Here is a 19,091-nt window from a genome sequence, read left to right on the forward strand (position 1 = left end):
GCTGACGGTCAGGCTACGCGCCAGTTTAAGGTTTCACCAGCGAGGAAGGGAACCAGCGTATCATTACCAACCGCGATGTTTTCCATGACGGTCCAGGGTTCGCGTACCAGACGAATTGTCCCTTCGTTCAGCGGCAGGCCATAAAAGCGCGGGCCGTTTTCCGAGCAGAACGCTTCAAAGTGCTGTAGCGCATCCAGTTCTTCGAAAACCGTAGCGTAGGCGGGCAGCGCCGTGGGTGCATTAAATACCCCGGCGCAGCCGCAGCTGGCCTCTTTACGATGACGCAGATGCGGTGCGGTATCGGTGCCGAGGAAAAAGCGCGGATTACCGCTGGCAACCACTTTACGCAGTGCCTCCTGATGCACATTACGCTTCAGAATCGGCAGACAGTAGAGGTGAGGGCGCACGCCGCCTACCAGCATATGATTGCGGTTAAACATCAAATGTTGTGGCGTGATGGTTGCGCCGAGGTTTTCTCCGCCAGCTTCTACATACTGCGCCGCCTCTTTGGTGGTGATATGTTCAAATACCACCTTCAGTTCCGGGTAGCGCTGGCGCAGCGGCTCCATCACCGTTTCGATAAAGCGCGCTTCGCGATCAAAAATATCAATATGGGCATCGGTCACTTCACCGTGGATCAATAGCGGCATACCGATGCGCTGCATACGCTCCAGCACGGCGGCAATCGCCTCAATACTGGTCACGCCATGGCTGGAGTTGGTAGTCGCGTGGGCGGGATAAAGCTTAGCAGCGGTAAAAACGCCTGACTGGAACCCTTTTTCCACCTCATCGGCGCTCAGCGAATCGGTCAGGTAGCAGGTCATCAGCGGCTGGAAATGGTGGCCTTCCGGCAGCGCAGCCAGAATACGCGCGCGATAGGTGCTGGCGGCTTCAACGCTGGTTACCGGTGGTACCAGATTTGGCATAACGATAGCACGGCCGCACACGACACTGGTGTAGGGAAGTACGGCGCGCAGCATCTCATCGTCACGCAGATGGATATGCCAGTCGTCAGGGCGGCGAATGATCAGTTGCTGGGGTTGTGCAGTCATCAATTAGGCTCCGGCGTAAGAAAGGAAAAGGCAGTTTTTAGCCGGGTACTAAGCATAAGCATAAAAGCAACCGATTGCACTTGCTTTATGCAGGGGAAGAGAAAAAAGCGTTTCACGTTGCCACTGCTCTTAAAAAAAAATGTATGATATGGGCCTTTCTCTTGCGATTAATGGTATGACAACATCGCTAACGTCGCGTTATTTGGACGGCTGTTTAACATTATCAACTAATTAAATTTTGATATTGATATTACAGGTAACAGAATGGATTTTAATCTAAGAAAAATGGATGAAGCTAACAAGAGAATGGCTGAATTTTTAGAAAAAGGATATGAAGCATTTGGTAAAAATAGCCATGAGGTATTGCAAAATCTATACGCTGGTTTTCAACGAGCTTCCTGGCATGCTACCTGTGCTTTGGTTACATTTGAAGAATTCTCTGAAGTATGTGCAGAGATACGCCATGAAGATTATCGTGCTTTTCAAAATATAAAGCATCATATTGATTATCTGAAAGGGTACCGCACCGTACTGGAACTATTTTTTGATCTGATAGTTAAAAACCTTTCCTCTTCTCAGCTTGATATACTTAAAAGTAAAATTCGACACGCTTCATTTAAAAGCGCCCAGGGCTTTATGGGAGCGATAGCTACTACAGGTACGACTAACAGAGCATTAGTCTATGCGTTAGCAAACTTATTTTATTCAAGCCCTTATTTTACGTTAACGTCGGCACCATTTCTGAAGCGGAGCGTTAACTTGCTAAGCTTTGTAGAGCTGTATGGCATTTTACAGCAGCGTATTCAGGCAGCAAACAGATTAAAGTTGCTGGACGCAGAGTTTTACAGGCTGTTATATTCGGCCAGAGCTGAAGGATTTTATCTTTTTCTGGAACCAGCCTTGAAAAGGTATTTAGGGTATGGCAGACCTCGTAATGAGCAGGAGGTATTTATGATGTTAAAGGATTTTTTATTATGACGCTATGTCGATTTTTGAAGAAATTTTTTCTGGAAATATGGCCTGATTTGGCAGCCTGGATAATGGCTGGCATAGTGGCTACTGTAGCTGCTTTTATTATAACTTACATACCGGAATATGCTGGAACTTGTATTGTAGTTACAATTATTTTAGTGGTTTTTATCTTTTTTAAGTACCTTATAAAATAAATTTGCCCCACGCTGCTACTGCAAAAAGCGTATTCACAGGCGGGGCGTTACATCATTATCTGTCGGTAAAGGGGATAACCAGTTCGCCGGGTTTAACCTCAATCCCTTTAGCCAGTTTTTTCGCCAGCGCTTCTGCCTTGCTGCGATCCTCGCTCAGTACCCAAGCCGGTTCGCGATCGAAGTAGCTTTTCAGCGACTGATTGAGGTAGGGCGTCAGGGTTTGCAGCACCGACTGCATCTTCTCCGGCTGCACATCGGCCTGTACGATTTCCAGATCCTTCAGATAGATGGCACCCTTTTCTTTATCAAAAAACGGCTGTGCTTTCATCTTCAGCAGCATATCGGCCTGCTGAGGGCCAAGCAGCGAGGTGATATTGACCTTCGCCTTGCCGGAGAGCGTCACCTTGTTTGGCTCCTCACGCCCAATCTGGCTGCTGAGATCGTTCAACACAATATGCGCGTTAACCAGCCCGGAAACGCCAATATTTTTTTCGTAGTTGTTATGTTTTTGCAGGGCCTGATTAATCTCCTGCTCGGTAATAGTATACTGCGTGATTTGATTACAGGCGGTCAACAGACCAGCCATCAGAAGGGCGCAGAGCGCCAGAAACGCCTTGTTCATGACAATCCTCGAAAGTAATGCGGAAATAATCTCCTTTTAACCAGACAAAGCTTGCCGTAATCGCCGCCGTGAGTCACCAGGAGAATACGTAAAGCGCAGAAAAAAATGAGGAGAAAAGCGGCACGAGGCCGCCTGGAAGGATTAAATAGCGATAGAGCTAAGCAGATTAACCTGCGTCTGTTTCGCCATATTGTCACGATATTCCGCGACCCGGCTGGGATAGCTCACGCCCGCGACCAGCGTTAAAGAACGCAGCAGAGGGAAAAGATGAATATCATCGTCAGAGAGTTCGCCGTTCACCGCGTTCGGTTTGACGATCAGCTTGTCGAGATCTTGCAGATCGTTGCTGATTTTTTTAATCAGCCCGTCTGCATGCTGCGTCAGCTCGTTGAAATCACCGAGGCTCGCTTCCTTTTTCTTTTTAAACCAGGCGCGCGCCTCCAGCGTGGCGAATTCAGCAAAAGCTGCTTCAGCGACGCGTGGCAGCAGTAGTTTGTTTATATAGCTGTTGACGTTACGCAGCCAGTCGCTGATGGCAGGGTTGGTTTTTCCGGTCAACAGCGGTTCACCATCCAGCTTATCTACATAGCGAACGATATCCATGCTTTCCGGCATGCAGCTACCGTCCTCCTTTTGCAGAATCGGCGCTATTTTCTGCCCAATCAGGCGCTTCGGTGTGTCTTCATCGTCATTAAGCATCACCACCAGTTCAATTGGCAGGTTTTTCAGGCCGAAAATCATACGGGCCTTAACGCAGTAGGGACAATGATCGTAGATATAGAGTTTCACCACACATCTCCTTAGGGCCGTTGCCGATGGCGCTAACCATCGGCAATCTTTTGAATAGTCTTAAAAAGTATGGTGGAGATTCAGGGGAAGGGCAAACCGTGGCGGCATCCTTAGCCGCCGCTGAGCATCGCCGGAGCCGTGCTGCGCGGTTGAAACTGCCACCATAACGCCAGCAGCGTGACGAAGCCGACGCTGCCGAGCATCAGCCAGGGCAGCGTCGGCATGCCAAGCGTCCGTCCGGTATCAAACATCCAGCCGCCGCCGGTATAGCCGAGCGCGCCGCCTAACGCCAGCCCGAGGCGGCTAAAGCCGAGGTAGCTGCCACGCGCCCGTGGACTGGCCAGTTCAGCGCTGAGCGTTTCACGCGCTGGTTCGGCGATAATCGAGCCAATATAAAACAGGCAGATCAGCACAAACAGCTGCTGTAGCGAACCGGTCAGGCCAACAGGCAGCAGGCTGAGCGTCATCAGCAGCAGGCCCGCCATCAGGCGATGTTGTAAACGAAAGCGTTTCTCGCTCCAGCGGGCAATGGGATAGAGCAGCGTTAGCGACAGCGTTGCCTCTATGGCGTACATCCATTTTACCGCGCTGGGGCTACCGGCAATCTGGTTTACCATAATCGGCAGCATCAGCATTACCTGTACCGCCAATACGTAGTAGCCGGTCAGCGTCAGCACGTAGGCGCAGAAGCGGCGATCCTTCATCACGCGGCCCAGCCCTTCACGCAGCGGAGTCGGCACGCTGGAGATACGCCAGGCAGGGAGCAGCACGGCGTTGAACAGCGCGGCCAGCACAAAAACCAGGGCACCAGCCCAGCAGACGAGGCGGAAATCCCACGCCAGCAGCCAGCTACCGATCAGCGCGCCCAACACCGCTCCGGCGCTGTCCTGCATCATCAGCAGTGAAAAAAAGCGTCCACGTGCCTCCGGGCGAATAAGCTTAACCACCAGCGCGGTACGCGGCGGATCGAACAGCGTACCGCCGATACCGGAAAGCAGGCAGGAAAACCAGAGAATCCAGGGTTCATTCGCTACCGCCATGGTAGCGAAACCAGCGGCGCGCAGCAGCATGCCGCTGACGATCATCGGCTTGGCACCAAAACGGTCAGCTATCGCGCCGCCAAATACGCCCAGCCCCTGCTGTACCAGCTGACGCAGGCCCAGCGCAATGCCTACCACCATTGCCGCCCAGCCCAGTTCCTCAACAAAACGGATAGAAATCAGCGGAAATACGACGAAGAATCCCAACACTACCAGCATATTATCTACCAGTAGAAAAACCCGCCCGCGACGTCGGGCCCGCGCAACATCAGCCATGCTGATTCCTTAGTAACCGTAAACAAATTTGTTTTTTGAAGGTAATATTCTGCGTGCTGCCTGTTCGTTTTAACAGCAAACGCAGAATGATATTTTTTTATCGATCTTTGACAAAATGTGCTGTAATTTCAGTAGAGTAATGCGGCCTTCATGGACATTATTCCTGTCAATGACGATGCCGAACCGATGATAAAGCCAGGTCACGCAGCGTCAGACAACCGCGCCGCACAGAGGTGCTGAGCGGCGGGTATCAATCAATTTCGTTTATCAGCCATGGCTTTCAGGAGAAAAGATGTTTGGCTATCGTTCTGCCGCGCCAAAGGTGCGGCTGACCACCGATCGTCTGGTGGTACGTCTTGTTCATGAACGCGATGCATGGCGGCTGGCTGATTATTATGCTGAAAATCGCGCTTTCCTCAAGCCCTGGGAACCGGTGCGCGATGAAAGCCACTGCTATCCTTCCGGCTGGCAGGCACGCCTCGGCATGATTACCGATATGCACAGGCAGGGCAGCGCCTACTATTTTATCGTGATGGATCCTGAGGAAAATGAGGTGCGCGGTGTCGCTAATTTTAGCAATGTGCTGCGTGGATCTTTTCATGCCTGCTATCTCGGCTACTCACTCGGTGAGAAATGGCAGGGGCAGGGAATGATGTTTGAAGCATTGCAGTCGGCGATTCGCTATATACAACGTCAGCAACGCATGCACCGCATTATGGCGAACTATATGCCGCATAATCAGCGCAGCGGCAATTTGCTGGCGCGGCTGGGCTTTGAAAAAGAGGGCTACGCCAAAGACTATCTGTTAATTGATGGCCAGTGGCAGGACCATGTGCTGACCGCGTTGACCTGGCGTGAATGGGCACCGGATCGGCGGGGATAATCGCTGGGGTACGTTTCCGCGACAGAGGGCGCTATGACCGTAAAAATTGGAGTGGTGGGATTAGGCAGCATTGCACAAAAGGCGTGGCTACCGGTGCTGGCACGTGCCGACGACTGGACGCTGACGGGCGGCTTTTCACCTGATCAGCAAAAGGCGCGACGGGTATGCGACAGCTATCGTATGCGCTGTTATAGCCAGCTCGATGCGCTGGCCGCCGACTGTGACGCGATTTTTGTCCACAGCAGTACTGCCAGCCACTATCGGGTGGTGCGCACGTTGCTGGAACTGGGAGTAGATGTTTGCGTCGATAAGCCGCTGGCGGAAACGCTCAGCGAGGCGGAGATGCTGGTTGATCTGGCGCATAAACGCGGGCGCAAGCTAATGGTGGCGTTTAACCGCCGCTTCGCGCCACGTTATCAGCAGTTAAAAGCGGCGCTGCATCAGCCTGCTTCAATTCGTATGGAGAAGCACCGCAGCGACAGCGTCGGCCCGCACGACCTGCGCTTTACCCTGCTGGACGATTATCTGCACGTCGTGGATACCGCGCTGTGGCTGGCAGAAGGGCCGGTTAAATTGCAGCACGGTTATATTCAAACCACCGAGGCCGGAGAAATGCTCTACGGCGAGCACCATTTCAGCGTCGGCGCGGCTCAGGTTACCACCTCAATGCACCGGCGCGCCGGTACACAGCGCGAATCCGTTACGGCGATTGCCGATGGCGGCGTCTGGCAGCTGGATGAGATGCGCGACTGGCGTCATGAAGCAGAAGGGCGATGCACTATTGAGCCGCCACTCGCCTGGCAAACTACGCTAATACAGCGCGGTTTCGACGGTGCGGCGCGTCACTTTATTAACTGCGTGCAAAATCAGACAATGCCGGAAACCAGCGGCGAGCAGGCGCTCAGGGCGCAGCGCATCGTGGAGAAAATCTGGCGCGATCTCGATCGGGAATAACCTGCTGTAACAATCCATTGTGGTTATTTCGCTGCGTATCGGTAGACTAACCGCCGGATCGGCCCGCTGCCGGTCCGCAATTGTCTGTTAACCGGAATTTTCAGGATGCGCAGTTAACTATGAATTTGTTGAAATCCCTGGCGGCGGTCAGCTCTATGACGCTGTTCTCCCGCGTGCTTGGCTTTGCCCGCGACGCGATTGTGGCAAGGGTATTTGGCGCGGGGATGGCGACCGACGCCTTTTTCGTCGCCTTTAAACTTCCTAACCTGCTGCGCCGTATTTTTGCCGAAGGCGCTTTTTCCCAGGCGTTCGTGCCTATCCTGGCGGAATATAAAAGCAAACAGGGCGAAGAAGCGACTCGCGTCTTTGTCGCCTATATATCGGGCCTGCTAACGCTGGCGCTGGCGCTGGTAACCTTCATCGGCATGATTGCCGCGCCCTGGGTAATTATGATTACTGCGCCGGGCTTTGCCGATACGGCGGATAAGTTCGCCCTGACCAGTAATCTGTTGCGCATTACCTTTCCCTATATCTTATTGATCTCGCTGGCATCGCTGGTGGGTGCCATCCTCAACACCTGGAACCGCTTTTCGGTGCCCGCCTTTGCGCCGACGTTGCTGAATATCAGTATGATCGGTTTCGCGCTGTTTGGTGCGCCACACTTCCATCCGCCGGTGATGGCGCTGGCCTGGGCAGTTGTGGTAGGTGGCGTGTTACAGCTGGGCTACCAGCTGCCGCACCTGAAAAAGATCGGCATGCTGGTGCTGCCGCGTCTGAACCTGCGCGATGCGGGCGTCTGGCGCGTACTGCGGCAGATGGGACCGGCGATCCTTGGCGTCTCCGTTAGCCAGATTTCGCTGATCATCAACACGATTTTCGCTTCATTCCTCGTCTCCGGTTCGGTCTCCTGGATGTACTATGCCGACCGCCTGATGGAGTTTCCTTCCGGCGTGCTGGGTGTAGCGCTGGGCACTATTTTGCTGCCTTCGCTGTCGCGCAGCTTTGCCAGCGGTAACCATGATGAGTATTCGCGCCTGATGGACTGGGGGCTACGTCTCTGCTTCCTGCTGGCGCTGCCAAGCGCGGTGGCGCTGGGAATTCTCTCCGGCCCGCTGACCGTAGCGCTGTTTCAGTACGGCAAATTTACCGCCTTTGATGCGGCGATGACGCAGCGTGCGCTGATCGCCTATTCGGTCGGGCTGATGGGATTGATCGTGGTGAAAGTACTGGCACCGGGCTTCTATTCGCGCCAGGATATCAAAACGCCGGTGAAAATCGCTATCGTGACGCTGATTATGACCCAGCTGATGAACCTGGCCTTTATTGGGCCGCTGAAGCACGCCGGGCTGTCGCTTTCCATCGGCCTGGCCGCCTGTCTCAACGGCGCGCTGCTTTACTGGCAGTTGCGTAAAAAGCGAATCTTCCAGCCGCAGCCGGGCTGGTTTGGTTTTCTGCTGCGCCTGGTGGTGGCGGTGCTGATAATGGCAGGCGTGCTGGTGGGAATGTTGATGGTGATGCCAGCCTGGGATATCGGCGCGATGCCGTACCGTCTGGTTAAGCTGGCGTTGGTGTGTGCAGTTGGCGGCGGCGCTTATTTTCTGGTGCTGGCGCTGCTGGGCTTTCGTCCACGTGATTTCGCCCGCCGCTCTGTCGCCTGATAATCTCTCCGCCGGAAGGGATTCCGGCGGGTAACCTGTCAGACGCGGCGCGAACCAAAGCCGCCAGAGGTCGCCTGACCATCGGGGCCGTAAAAAGCCTGCGTCTGATGCGGTTTCAACAGCGCCAGCGCTTCGCTGTTCAGCGCCATCTGCTGATTCAGCAGCATACCGTTATGGGTATTGCTGTCACGCAGTTCACGCGAACGTTGCTCAATTATCTGCCAGCGGCGCGCCAGCTCCGGCTGGCTGCGATAGGGGGCCTGAATGCGATGCTGTTTTTCCGATTCCCGCCGCATACCGTCAAGATAGTTCAGCGTGGTTAACAGCGAACTCTTGTCTTCGGTAATGCGCTGAAGCAGACTGCTGTTAATCTGCCCGGCAGAAAGCTGCTCATGTTCTTCCCTGATGATGTGGCTCAGCGAACCCAGTACATCCTGCATTTTGTCCAGCGCGGTAATCAGGCTATTCATCGCGGTTATTTATCCTGTAAGTACGATTTCGCTTCCTGAATCAGGGCGTCAGCGATTTTACCGGTATCCATCTTCAGCTCGCCGTTACGAATGGCGGCTTTCAGCTGCTCAACGCGGGCGGTATTGATATCCTGACTGCCCGGCTTCATCAGCTGGGACTGGGCGCCGCTCAGGCTGACCTGGGCTGCGCTGGCCGGCGTGGTGGCACTGCTGGCCTGGCGCACTTTCGCGTTGCCGCTTTCATTACTTTCGCGCGGCTGAACGGTGCTGACGGGCTGCATAGCTTTAGTTTTATCGATGCTCATGGTCTGGCTCCTGTGAGTTCAGGCGCTGAGGCTGCCTGATGGGCAAAGAGTACAATGTCTGTTGATCCCACTATCGGCAGAACAACATCTATCTTTAGCGCTTTATAGTGATATCAGAATATTCCCATCCGCATCTACGTTGCCGCTGACAATTTGACCATTACCCATTCTCACTCTGACCCGCTGCGTTGCCGTGGCGTTATTTAATGCCCGCCCCTCACCGCTGGCGTTAAAACCGTCGCCCTGTGCGATAACCATGACCTGCTGGCCCGCCTTTACCCGCCACGGCTGACGCACCATCGACAGCGTCAGCGGCTGGTCCGGCACCAAATCGCGCACGCTAACCGCATCGACAATCTGTTGCGCATCGAGCACGGTGCGGGCGGGCAGGGTATCCAGTCGTCCCTGCCTGAGACTGACATCGGCGGCGCTCAACGCGCTGCCGCGTGCGATTGGACGGTTCACCACCACGTAATCGCCGCTGACCTGTACTTCCACCTGTAAATAGCGCCGCTCACGATCGCAGTTTGCCGCGATGCTCATCAATCCCCAGAGGCGGCTGTTGCCCGGCAGACTGAACTGCGGCGTGGCACAGGCGGGCCACTGCGCCTGCGGTGTGCGTACCACCACAGTAATGCCGGCGGCATGCAGCGGATCGCGGGCTTTAAAAAACCGGTTGAGCTGCGCGCTGAGATCCTCTGCCCACACCGGCAGCGCCAGCAGAAGCAGCGTCGCCGCCAGCCATCCTTTTATTGTCCGCATCATTTTCCCCCGCCTTTTATCTGCCACAGATTCTACCCGCGCATTCTCATATTCAAGGCAAAAAATAGCGCTGCTTTTTAGCGCTATTCCGGCGATAGCTTTGCACGCGCCCGATTAAGCTGACAGCTCAAAATTTTCACTTCCGGAGGAAGCATGCTCGACAAACTGGATGCGGCGTTGCAGTTCGGCACCGAGGCGCTGAATCTGCGGGCCCAACGTCAGGAGATCCTGGCATCCAACATCGCTAACGCCGATACGCCGGGCTATCAGGCGCGGGATATCGATTTCGCCAGCGAGCTTAACCGCGCGCTGGAGAAGGGACGCGCGCAGGGTTCCGGCCTGGGGCTTGCGGTGACGTCGGCACGCCATATTCCGGCGCAGACCGCCACGCCACCATCGCTGGATCTGCTTTACCGCATTCCCGATCAGCCGTCGATGGATGGCAACACGGTGGATATGGATCGCGAGCGTACGCAGTTCGCGGATAACAGCCTGAAATATCAAACCGACCTCACACTCATCAGCAGCCAGATAAAAGGCATGATGACCGTGCTTCAGGGGCAATAACCGATGGCACTGCTTAACATTTTTGATATCGCCGGTTCGGCGATGACTGCACAGTCTCAGCGATTAAACGTAGCCGCCAGTAACCTGGCGAACGCCGACAGCGTAACCGGGCCAGACGGTCAGCCCTATGTGGCGAAACAGGTGGTGTTCCAGGTGGATGCCGCACCCGGCCAGGCGACCGGCGGCGTGCGCGTGGCGCAGGTGGTGGAGGATCAAAGCCCGGCGAAGCTGGTATTCGATCCCGGCAACCCGCTGGCGGACGCCAAAGGCTACGTCAGGATGCCCAACGTCGACGTGGTCAGCGAGACGGTCAACAGCATGGCGGCATCGCGCAGCTATCAGGCGAACGTCGAGGTGCTGAACACCGTCAAGTCAATGATGATGAAAACCCTGACCATGGGTCAATAACGGAGAACAACCATGGGCATAGCCGTTGGCGTTAATGAAAAGATCAATCCCAGCGTATTAACCAACAGTACGGGCGCGTCAGCCAGCAGTAGCGCATCCGATCTGCAAAGTAACTTTTTGACCCTGCTGGTCACGCAGTTGAAAAACCAGGATCCCACTAATCCGATGGAAAACAACGAGCTGACCACGCAGCTGGCGCAGATCAATACCGTGAGCGGTATTGAGAAGCTGAACACCACGCTGGGCTCGATCTCCGGTCAGATCAACAGCAATCAGTCGATGCAGGCGTCTACCCTGATCGGTCACGGCGTGATGGTGCCGGGCACGCAGATTCTGGCAGGTAAGGGGCAGGCCACGCCGTTCGGCGTCGATCTGACGCGCGCCTCCACCAGCACCACCGCCACCATTACCGACGGCAGCGGCAAGGTTGTGCGCACGCTCGATCTGGGCGGCCTGACCGCAGGTGTCCACAGCTTCTCATGGGATGGCACCCTGAGCGACGGCACCACCGCGCCGGATGGCAAATATAACGTCTCGATCGCCGCCAGCGACGGAACAGAACAGCTGGTGGCGCAGCCACTGAACTACGCCTTAGTGAACGGTGTTACCACCGATTCCAGCGGGGCAATTCTTGACCTTGGGACGATGGGCAACACCACGCTCGATAAAATTCGTCAGATTCTCTAAAAACGACACCAATTTATTCAGGAGTGACACATGGGCTTTTCACAAGCGGTCAGCGGCTTAAACGCGGCCTCCAGTAACCTCGACGTTATCGGCAACAACATCTCCAACTCGGCGACGGCAGGTTTTAAATCGAGTACCGTCTCCTTTGCCGATATGTTCGCCGGTTCGAAAGTGGGCATGGGCGTAAAAGTGGCTGGCGTGATCCAGGACTTTAACGACGGCACCACCACCACCACCAGCCGTGGCCTGGATGTGGCGATCAGCCAGCAGGGCTTTTTCCGCATGGCGGATGATAACGGTTCGGTTTATTACAGCCGCAACGGCCAGTTTATGCTGGATGAGAACCGCAACATCGTTAACATGCAGGGCATGAAGCTGACCGGCTACCCGGTCGCAGGCTCGCCGCCGACCGTGCAGACCGGTGCTAACCCGGTAGCGCTGAGCGTGCCGACCACCCAGATGACCGCCAGCGCGACCAGTAAAGGCAGTCTGGTTGCGAACCTGAACTCTTCGGACAGCGCCAAATCTGACGCCAGCTTCGCCGCTACCGATCCGACCAGCTATAACGCCAAGTCCTCCATGACCACCTTCGATACGCTGGGTAACGCCCACACTATCGATCTCTACTTCGTAAAAACGTCGGACAATAACTGGAGCGTGCATCCGGTTGATTCCAGCACCGGCACCGCGACCACGCCGTTCACCATGAGCTTTAACCCAAACGGCATTATGACCAGCGCCGCCAGCCAGACCATCTCTATGGGCGCGCTGAACGGTTCTAACGCACAGACCTTTACGCTCGATTTCACCAACAGCATGCAGCAGAACACCGGCGCGAATACCTTCGGTAACCCGACGCAGGATGGCTACAAGCCGGGCGACCTGGTGAGCTATCAGATTAATAACGATGGCACGGTGGTCGGTAACTACTCCAACGAGAAATCGCAGGTGCTGGGCCAGATCGTGCTGGCGAATTTCGCGAATGCGGAAGGGCTGAAATCGGAAGGTGACAACGTCTGGTCATCCACCGCGTCGTCCGGTCAGCCGCTGGTGGGCCTTGCCGGAACCGGCAACCTTGGCACCCTGACCGCCGGTGCGCTGGAGTCTTCTAACGTCGATCTGAGTAAAGAACTGGTCAATATGATCGTCGCGCAACGTAACTATCAGTCCAACGCGCAGACCATCAAAACCCAGGATCAGATCCTCAATACGCTGGTTAACCTGCGTTAATTCGGCTGACGGGATAGCGCTATGGATCACGCGATTTATACCGCCATGGGCGCGGCAAGCCAGACGCTCAATATGCAGGCGGTAACGGCCAACAACCTGGCTAACGCTTCAACCCCCGGTTTTCGGGCGCAGCTTAACGCGCTGCGTGCGGTGCCGGTAGAAGGGCTTTCGCTGCCGACGCGCACGCTGGTGGCTGCCTCGACGCCCGGTGCCAATATGTCGCCAGGGGCGCTCGATTATACCCAGCGCCCGCTTGACGTGGCGGTGCAGCAGGATGGCTGGCTGGCGGTGCAGACCGCTGACGGCAGCGAGGCCTATACCCGCAACGGTAACATGCAGATCAGCCCCACCGGACAACTGACCATTCAGGGCAATCCGGTAATGGGCGATGGTGGACCGATTGCCGTGCCGCAGGGCGCGGAGATCACCATCGCTTCTGACGGCACGCTGACCGCGCTTAATCCGGGCGATGCGCCCAACGCCACGGTACAGCTGGGGCGTCTGAAACTGGTGAAGGCGACCGGTCAGGAAGTCGTGCGCGGCGATGACGGCATGTTCCGTCTGACGCCAGCGGCACAGGCGCGCTTAGGCACGGTACTGCAAAACGACCCGACGGTGCAGGTGATGCCCGGCGTGCTGGAAGGCAGCAACGTTAAGCCGGTAGAAACCATGGTCGACATGATCGCCAACGCCCGCCGCTTCGAGATGCAGATGAAAGTGATCTCCAGCGTCGATGAAAACGAACAACGCGCCAATCAACTGCTCAATATGAGCAGCTAAGGCGAGAGGAAAACAGCATGATCAGCTCCTTATGGATCGCCAAAACCGGTCTTGACGCCCAGCAAACCAATATGGACGTTATCGCCAACAACCTGGCTAACGTCAGCACCAACGGCTTTAAGCGTTCGCGCGCGGTGTTTGAAGATCTGATGTATCAAACCATGCGCCAGCCGGGCGCGCAGTCTTCTGAGCAAACCACGCTGCCGTCCGGTTTGCAGATCGGTACCGGCGTGCGTCCGGTGGCGACCGAGCGCCTGCATACCCAGGGCAACCTGTCGAAAACCGACAACTCAAAAGATGTGGCGATTAACGGTCAGGGCTTCTTTCAGGTACAGATGCCGGATGGCACCCTGGCCTATACCCGCGATGGCGCTTTCCAGGTAGACCAGAACGGTCAGCTGGTTACCAACGCCGGTTTTCCGGTGCAGCCGGGTATCACCATTCCCGCTAATTCCCTGAGCATCTCTATCGGGCGTGACGGCGTGGTTAGCGTGACCCAGCAGGGTCAGGCGCAGCCGGTACAGGTTGGTCAGCTAACGCTGAGCACTTTTATTAACGATACCGGTCTGGAGAGCGTCGGCGAGAACCTTTACCGCGAAACTCAGGCTTCCGGCGCGCCCACCGACAGCACGCCAGGCCTGAACGGCGCGGGCCTGCTGTATCAGGGCTATGTGGAAACCTCTAACGTTAACGTGGCGGAAGAGCTGGTCAGCATGATCCAGACGCAGCGCGCCTATGAGATCAACAGTAAAGCCATTACCACCTCCGATCAGATGCTGCAAAAACTGACGCAGGTATAAGGGTAAACGCGCGCAGACGCACCGGCGGGGCGCAGGCTCCGCCAACGCAGAGTGAAATAATGAAAGGTATACAGGTCATGGCGAAGCAATACGCATTTAAGCCTCGACATTGGGCACTCGCCGCGCTGGTGATTGCCCTTAACGGTTGCGCCTTAGTTCCCCGTAAACCGCTGGTCGATGGCCCGACAACGGCCCAGCCGATGCCAGCCATGCCGCCAGTGGTGAACGGCTCGATTTTTCAGGGGGTGATGCCGATGAACTATGGCTATCAGCCGCTGTTTGAGGATCGTCGCCCGCGTAATATCGGCGACACCCTGACTATCGTATTGCAGGAAAACGTCAGCGCCAGCAAGAGTTCCTCCGCTAACGCCAGCCGCGACGGCAGCGCCAGCATCGGCCTCAATGCCGTACCGCGCGCGCTGGAAGGGCTGCTCGGCGGTGATAAAACCGCGCTGGATGCCTCAGGCAAAAATGATTTCGCTGGCAAAGGTGGTGCCTCCGCCAATAACACCTTTACCGGCACCATTACGGTTACCGTCAATCAGGTGCTGCCGAACGGCAACCTGAAAGTGGTTGGTGAGAAACAGATCGAGATTAACCAGGGCACCGAATTTATTCGTTTCTCTGGCGTGGTCAACCCGCGCACCATCAGCGGCAGCAACACCGTGGTGTCAACGCAGGTGGCCGATGCCCGCATTGAGTATGTCGGCAACGGTTATATCAATGAAGCGCAGAACATGGGTTGGCTCCAGCGTTTCTTCCTGAACATCTCACCGATGTAAGAGGCTTTTATGTCACAGTCACGCATTATTCACATCGCGCTCGCGCTGCTGCTGTCAGGCGTCAGCGCCTTTGCCAGCGCCGACCGCATCCGCGATCTCACCACGATCCAGGGCGTTCGCGATAACCAGCTGATCGGCTACGGTCTGGTGGTGGGCCTTGACGGCACCGGCGACCAGACGGCACAAACGCCTTTTACCACCCAGTCGCTGAACAACATGCTGTCGCAGCTCGGTATTACCGTGCCGACCGGCACCAATATGCAGCTGAAAAATGTCGCGGCGGTGATGGTGACCGCCAACCTGCCCGCCTTTGGTCGCCAGGGACAGCAGATCGACGTGGTGGTTTCCTCACTGGGCAACGCCAAAAGCCTGCGCGGCGGTACGCTGCTGATGACGCCGCTGAAGGGCGTCGATAACCAGGTCTATGCGCTGGCGCAGGGCAATATTTTAGTCGGTGGCGCGGGCGCGTCAGCAGGCGGCTCCAGCGTGCAGGTTAACCAGCTGAACGGCGGACGCATTACCGGCGGCGCGACCATCGAGCGCGAAATTCAGAGCAATTTCGGTACCCAGGGCACGCTTAACCTCCAGCTGAACGAAGAAGATTTCAGCATGGCGCAGCGTATCAGCGACGCGATTAACGGGCGCGGCTACGGCTCGGCGATGCCGCTTGATGCCCGTACCGTTCAGGTGCGCGTGCCGATGAATAACAGCTCGCAGGTACGTTTGCTGGCCGATATTCAGAATATCGATGTCTCGGTACCGGTGCAGGATGCCAAAGTGATTATCAACTCGCGTACCGGCTCGGTGGTAATGAACCGTGAGGTATCGCTCAGCTCCTGTGCGGTGGCGCAGGGCAACCTGTCGGTCACGGTTAATCAGCAGCAGAACGTTAGCCAGCCGAATACGCCGCTGGCGGGTGGACAGACGGTGGTAACGCCGCAGACCCAGATCGATTTGCGTCAGGAAGGCGGCGCGCTGCAACGCGTCAATGCCAGCGCTAACCTGAACAGCGTGGTGCGGGCGCTAAACGCGCTTGGCGCGACGCCGATGGATCTGATGTCCATTCTTCAGTCAATGCAGAGCGCCGGTTGCCTGCGCGCCAAACTGGAAATCATCTGATGAACGATACGCGATCGGTAGCGAGCGCCGCCTGGGACAGCCAGGCGCTCAACGAACTGAAACGTCAGGCGGGCAGCGATCCACAGGGAAAGGCGCTCCAGGTGGCGAAGCAGGTTGAGGGCATGTTTGTGCAGATGATGCTGAAAAGCATGCGTCAGGCACTGCCGCAGGATGGCCTGTTAAGCACCGAACAGTCGCGCATGTTTACTTCGATGTATGACCAGCAAATTGCGCAGGAGATAGGCAATAAAGGGCTGGGGCTGGCGGATACCATTGTAAAACAGATGATGCCCGCCCAGGCACCCGACGAGCGCGCCGGCAGCGTGCCGATGCCGCTCGATCGCTCGGTGATTATCAATACGCTGGCGCCGAAGCAGCTGGAACAGATGCAGACGCAAATGCTGCAACTGGTGCAGCGTGCGGTGCCGAAACTACCGCAGCCTACCGAAAGCGCGCCGCTCAGCGGCGACAGCGGCGATTTTATTGCCCAGCTGATGCAGCCCGCGCAGCAGGCGAGCGCGCAGAGCGGGATACCGCATCAGCTGATCCTCGCCCAGGCGGCGCTGGAATCGGGCTGGGGGCAGCGTCAGATCCTGACGCAGGAGGGCAAGCCGAGCTACAACCTGTTTGGCATCAAGGCTAGCGGTAGCTGGCAGGGTAAAACTACCGAAATCACTACCACGGAATATGAAAACGGCGTGGCGAAAAAGGTGAAGGCGGCGTTCCGCGTCTATGACTCTTACCTCGATGCGCTCACCGACTACGTTAACCTGCTGAGTAAGAATCCACGCTATGCGGCGGTGAAGGGCGCGAAAAGCGCGGAAGAGGGCGCGCATGCCTTACAGGCGGCGGGCTACGCGACCGATCCGAAATATGCCAAAAAGCTGGTGGGGATGATTCAGCAGTTTAAGAACCTCGGTGAAAAAGTTGTTAAAGCCTACGGTAAGGATATGGGCGATCTGTTCTGATTTTTTACTCAAGTTTCACTTAAGCACGCCGATAACCACAGCAGGCCAGAGAGCGTGAAACCGCGTCTCTGGCACCTGATTCGTTGACTGCCGCCCGGCGCGTGACCGGGACAAAAGGAACCGACATGTCCAGCTTAATTAACTCCGCAACGAGCGGACTGAGCGCCGCGCAGGCCGCGCTGAATACCACCAGTAATAACATCAGCAATTACAACGTGGCGGGCTATTCGCGTCAGACGGCAGAAATCTCATCGCTGCCCAGCACCCTGCGCGGCGGCAGCTACTATGGCAATGGCGTCACCATCAGCGGCGTCCATCGCGAATATGATGAGTTTATTACCGGCCAGCTGCGCAGCGCCTCCGCGCTGAATAGCGGTATTACCTCGCAGTATAACCAGATCTCTAATATCGACGATCTGATGTCCAGCTCCTCTAACAGCCTGTCCAGCACGCTGTCAGATTTCTTTACCACCGTGCAGAACGTGGTAAGCAACGCGGACGATCCTTCCGCGCGTCAGACGCTGCTGGGTAAAGCGGCAGGGCTGGTTAACCAGTTCAACGTCACCGATCAATATCTGCGTAATATGGATGCCAGCGTTAACAGCAGCCTGGCGTCTTCCGTACAGCAGATCAACAGCTACAGTAGCCAGATCGCTAATCTGAACACGCAGATCGGCAAACTACAGGCGGCGGGCGCGGGTGCCGATCCTAACAGCCTGATGGATCAGCGTGATGCGCTGGTTAACAAGCTAAACGATCTGGTGGGCGTTAACGTCTCAAAACAGGACGGCAGCTACATTGTATCGATGTCCAATGGCCTGGCGCTGGTCAACGGTTCTGACAGTAATCAGCTGGTAGCGATGGCCTCCAGCAGCGATCCGGCGCGTACTACCGTCGGCTACGTGGATAAAACCGCCGGCAACGTTGAGATCCCGGAAAGCCTGATTAACAGCGGATCGCTGGGTGGCCTGCTGAAATTCCGCAATGAAGATCTCGACTCGGCGCGCAACAAGCTGAACCAGCTGGCGCTCAACTTCGCCGACAGCTTCAATACCCAGCATAAAGCGGGCTATGACAGTGAAGGCAATGCGGGCGTGGATTTCTTCTCCATCGGCACGCCCTCGGTAGTCAGCAACAGCAAAAACGGCTCCGCCGTTACTCTCACCGCCAGCTGGGACGACGCCAGCAAGGCGCAGGCTACCGATTATAAAGTGACCTGGGACGGCAATAACTGGAATGTGAAACGCCTGTCGGACAATACCAGCGTCAGCGCAACGCTGGACGCTAACGGCAAGCTTAATTTCGATGGCCTACAGGTAACGCCTTCCGGCACGCCTGCGGCTAAAGACAGTTTCGTGGTGAAGCCGGTCAGCAACGCCATCGTTAATATGGGCGTGGCGATTACCAATGAAACGCAGATTGCCGCAGCTTCGGCACCCGGCGGCGACAGTGATAACCGCAACGCCCAGAGCCTGCTCGATTTGCAGAGTAAAAACCTGGTTAACGGCAACGCGACGCTGGCACAGGCTTATGCCAGCTTGGTTAGCGATATTGGTAATAAAACCAATACGCTGAAAACCACTAGCGACACGCAAACCAACGTGGTGAAACAGCTGACTACGCGTCAGCAGTCCGTTTCCGGCGTCAACCTCGATGAAGAGTATATCAACCTGCAACGTTACCAGCAGTATTACATGGCAAACGCCCAGGTTTTGCAGACGGCGTCCGCTATTTTTGATGCCCTGATCGGCATTCGTGGCTAACTGAATTGAT

At 56.1% G+C, this 19,091-nt stretch carries 21 protein-coding genes; 14 read left to right on the plus strand and 7 right to left on the minus strand.

From position 1 onward, the window contains the following. Positions 1–8 precede the first annotated feature (8 nt). Entirely contained in the window at positions 9–1,052 is a 1,044-nt protein-coding gene (gene pyrC / locus C7M51_RS04365) for a dihydroorotase (protein WP_160620665.1), read from the minus strand. Between the two features lie 264 nt (positions 1,053–1,316). Between pyrC and C7M51_RS04370 the strand changes: the two genes are divergently transcribed. Continuing rightward, positions 1,317–2,030, plus strand: a complete 714-nt coding sequence (locus C7M51_RS04370) for a hypothetical protein (protein ID WP_160620666.1) — start codon at positions 1,317–1,319, stop codon at positions 2,028–2,030. Between the two features lie 243 nt (positions 2,031–2,273). On the opposite strand, the gene C7M51_RS04375 is transcribed toward C7M51_RS04370, so the two are convergent. The 3 genes from C7M51_RS04375 to mdtH form a co-directional block, all read right to left on the minus strand. Then, entirely contained in the window at positions 2,274–2,840 is a 567-nt protein-coding gene (locus tag C7M51_RS04375) for a lipoprotein (RefSeq protein WP_160620667.1), read from the minus strand. A gap of 141 nt (positions 2,841–2,981) precedes the next feature. Then, a complete protein-coding gene (grxB, locus tag C7M51_RS04380) occupies positions 2,982–3,629 on the minus strand; it encodes a glutaredoxin 2 (protein WP_160623562.1) in 648 nt (215 codons plus the stop codon). A gap of 110 nt (positions 3,630–3,739) precedes the next feature. After that, positions 3,740–4,945, minus strand: a complete 1,206-nt coding sequence (gene mdtH, locus C7M51_RS04385) for a multidrug efflux MFS transporter MdtH (RefSeq protein WP_160620668.1) — start codon at positions 4,943–4,945, stop codon at positions 3,740–3,742. Positions 4,946–5,237: 292 nt separating this feature from the next. Between mdtH and rimJ the strand changes: the two genes are divergently transcribed. From rimJ to murJ, 3 genes are all read left to right on the plus strand, one after another. Continuing rightward, a complete protein-coding gene (gene rimJ / locus C7M51_RS04390; protein ID WP_160620669.1) occupies positions 5,238–5,828 on the plus strand; it encodes a ribosomal protein S5-alanine N-acetyltransferase in 591 nt (196 codons plus the stop codon). Positions 5,829–5,861: 33 nt separating this feature from the next. Continuing rightward, the gene (locus tag C7M51_RS04395) at positions 5,862–6,782 is read left to right on the plus strand and encodes a Gfo/Idh/MocA family protein (protein WP_160620670.1); all 921 of its coding nucleotides are present in this window, start codon (positions 5,862–5,864) and stop codon (positions 6,780–6,782) included. A gap of 119 nt (positions 6,783–6,901) precedes the next feature. Next, positions 6,902–8,440, plus strand: coding sequence for a murein biosynthesis integral membrane protein MurJ (murJ, locus tag C7M51_RS04400; protein WP_160620671.1), 1,539 nt, complete (start codon positions 6,902–6,904; stop codon positions 8,438–8,440). 38 nt (positions 8,441–8,478) lie between these two features. On the opposite strand, the gene flgN is transcribed toward murJ, so the two are convergent. The 3 genes from flgN to flgA form a co-directional block, all read right to left on the minus strand. Continuing rightward, positions 8,479–8,910: a flagellar export chaperone FlgN gene (gene flgN, locus C7M51_RS04405; protein WP_160620672.1), complete on the minus strand. Its 432-nt coding sequence runs from the start codon at positions 8,908–8,910 to the stop codon at positions 8,479–8,481. A gap of 5 nt (positions 8,911–8,915) precedes the next feature. Continuing rightward, positions 8,916–9,215 (minus strand): flagellar biosynthesis anti-sigma factor FlgM, encoded by a 300-nt coding sequence (flgM, locus tag C7M51_RS04410; protein WP_160620673.1) that lies wholly within the window; start codon positions 9,213–9,215, stop codon positions 8,916–8,918. A 102-nt stretch (positions 9,216–9,317) separates the two neighbouring features. Continuing rightward, positions 9,318–9,977 (minus strand): flagellar basal body P-ring formation chaperone FlgA, encoded by a 660-nt coding sequence (gene flgA, locus C7M51_RS04415; protein ID WP_160623563.1) that lies wholly within the window; start codon positions 9,975–9,977, stop codon positions 9,318–9,320. Positions 9,978–10,130: 153 nt separating this feature from the next. Between flgA and flgB the strand changes: the two genes are divergently transcribed. From flgB to flgK, 10 genes are all read left to right on the plus strand, one after another. Continuing rightward, positions 10,131–10,544, plus strand: coding sequence for a flagellar basal body rod protein FlgB (flgB, locus tag C7M51_RS04420; RefSeq protein WP_160620674.1), 414 nt, complete (start codon positions 10,131–10,133; stop codon positions 10,542–10,544). Between the two features lie 3 nt (positions 10,545–10,547). Continuing rightward, positions 10,548–10,952: a flagellar basal body rod protein FlgC gene (gene flgC / locus C7M51_RS04425; protein WP_141174465.1), complete on the plus strand. Its 405-nt coding sequence runs from the start codon at positions 10,548–10,550 to the stop codon at positions 10,950–10,952. Between the two features lie 12 nt (positions 10,953–10,964). Continuing rightward, on the plus strand, positions 10,965–11,639 hold the full coding sequence (flgD, locus tag C7M51_RS04430) for a flagellar hook assembly protein FlgD (RefSeq protein ID WP_160620675.1): 675 nt from the start codon (positions 10,965–10,967) through the stop codon (positions 11,637–11,639). Between the two features lie 30 nt (positions 11,640–11,669). Beyond that, positions 11,670–12,869, plus strand: coding sequence for a flagellar hook protein FlgE (gene flgE, locus C7M51_RS04435; RefSeq protein WP_160620676.1), 1,200 nt, complete (start codon positions 11,670–11,672; stop codon positions 12,867–12,869). Positions 12,870–12,890: 21 nt separating this feature from the next. Then, positions 12,891–13,649, plus strand: coding sequence for a flagellar basal body rod protein FlgF (locus tag C7M51_RS04440; protein WP_160620677.1), 759 nt, complete (start codon positions 12,891–12,893; stop codon positions 13,647–13,649). A gap of 17 nt (positions 13,650–13,666) precedes the next feature. Next, complete coding sequence (flgG, locus tag C7M51_RS04445) at positions 13,667–14,449, plus strand: flagellar basal-body rod protein FlgG (RefSeq protein ID WP_160620678.1); 783 nt, start codon at positions 13,667–13,669, stop codon at positions 14,447–14,449. A gap of 77 nt (positions 14,450–14,526) precedes the next feature. Further along, on the plus strand, positions 14,527–15,231 hold the full coding sequence (gene flgH, locus C7M51_RS04450; protein ID WP_160620679.1) for a flagellar basal body L-ring protein FlgH: 705 nt from the start codon (positions 14,527–14,529) through the stop codon (positions 15,229–15,231). Between the two features lie 9 nt (positions 15,232–15,240). Continuing rightward, a complete protein-coding gene (locus C7M51_RS04455) occupies positions 15,241–16,350 on the plus strand; it encodes a flagellar basal body P-ring protein FlgI (RefSeq protein ID WP_160620680.1) in 1,110 nt (369 codons plus the stop codon). Continuing rightward, positions 16,350–17,318: a flagellar assembly peptidoglycan hydrolase FlgJ gene (flgJ, locus tag C7M51_RS04460; RefSeq protein ID WP_160620681.1), complete on the plus strand. Its 969-nt coding sequence runs from the start codon at positions 16,350–16,352 to the stop codon at positions 17,316–17,318. Before C7M51_RS04455 ends, flgJ begins: the two co-directional genes overlap by 1 nt. A 125-nt stretch (positions 17,319–17,443) precedes the next feature. Further along, positions 17,444–19,081: a flagellar hook-associated protein FlgK gene (gene flgK / locus C7M51_RS04465; protein ID WP_160620682.1), complete on the plus strand. Its 1,638-nt coding sequence runs from the start codon at positions 17,444–17,446 to the stop codon at positions 19,079–19,081. Positions 19,082–19,091 lie beyond the last annotated feature (10 nt).

It is taken from the genome of Mixta intestinalis (assembly GCF_009914055.1).
Lineage (GTDB): Bacteria > Pseudomonadota > Gammaproteobacteria > Enterobacterales > Enterobacteriaceae > Mixta > Mixta intestinalis.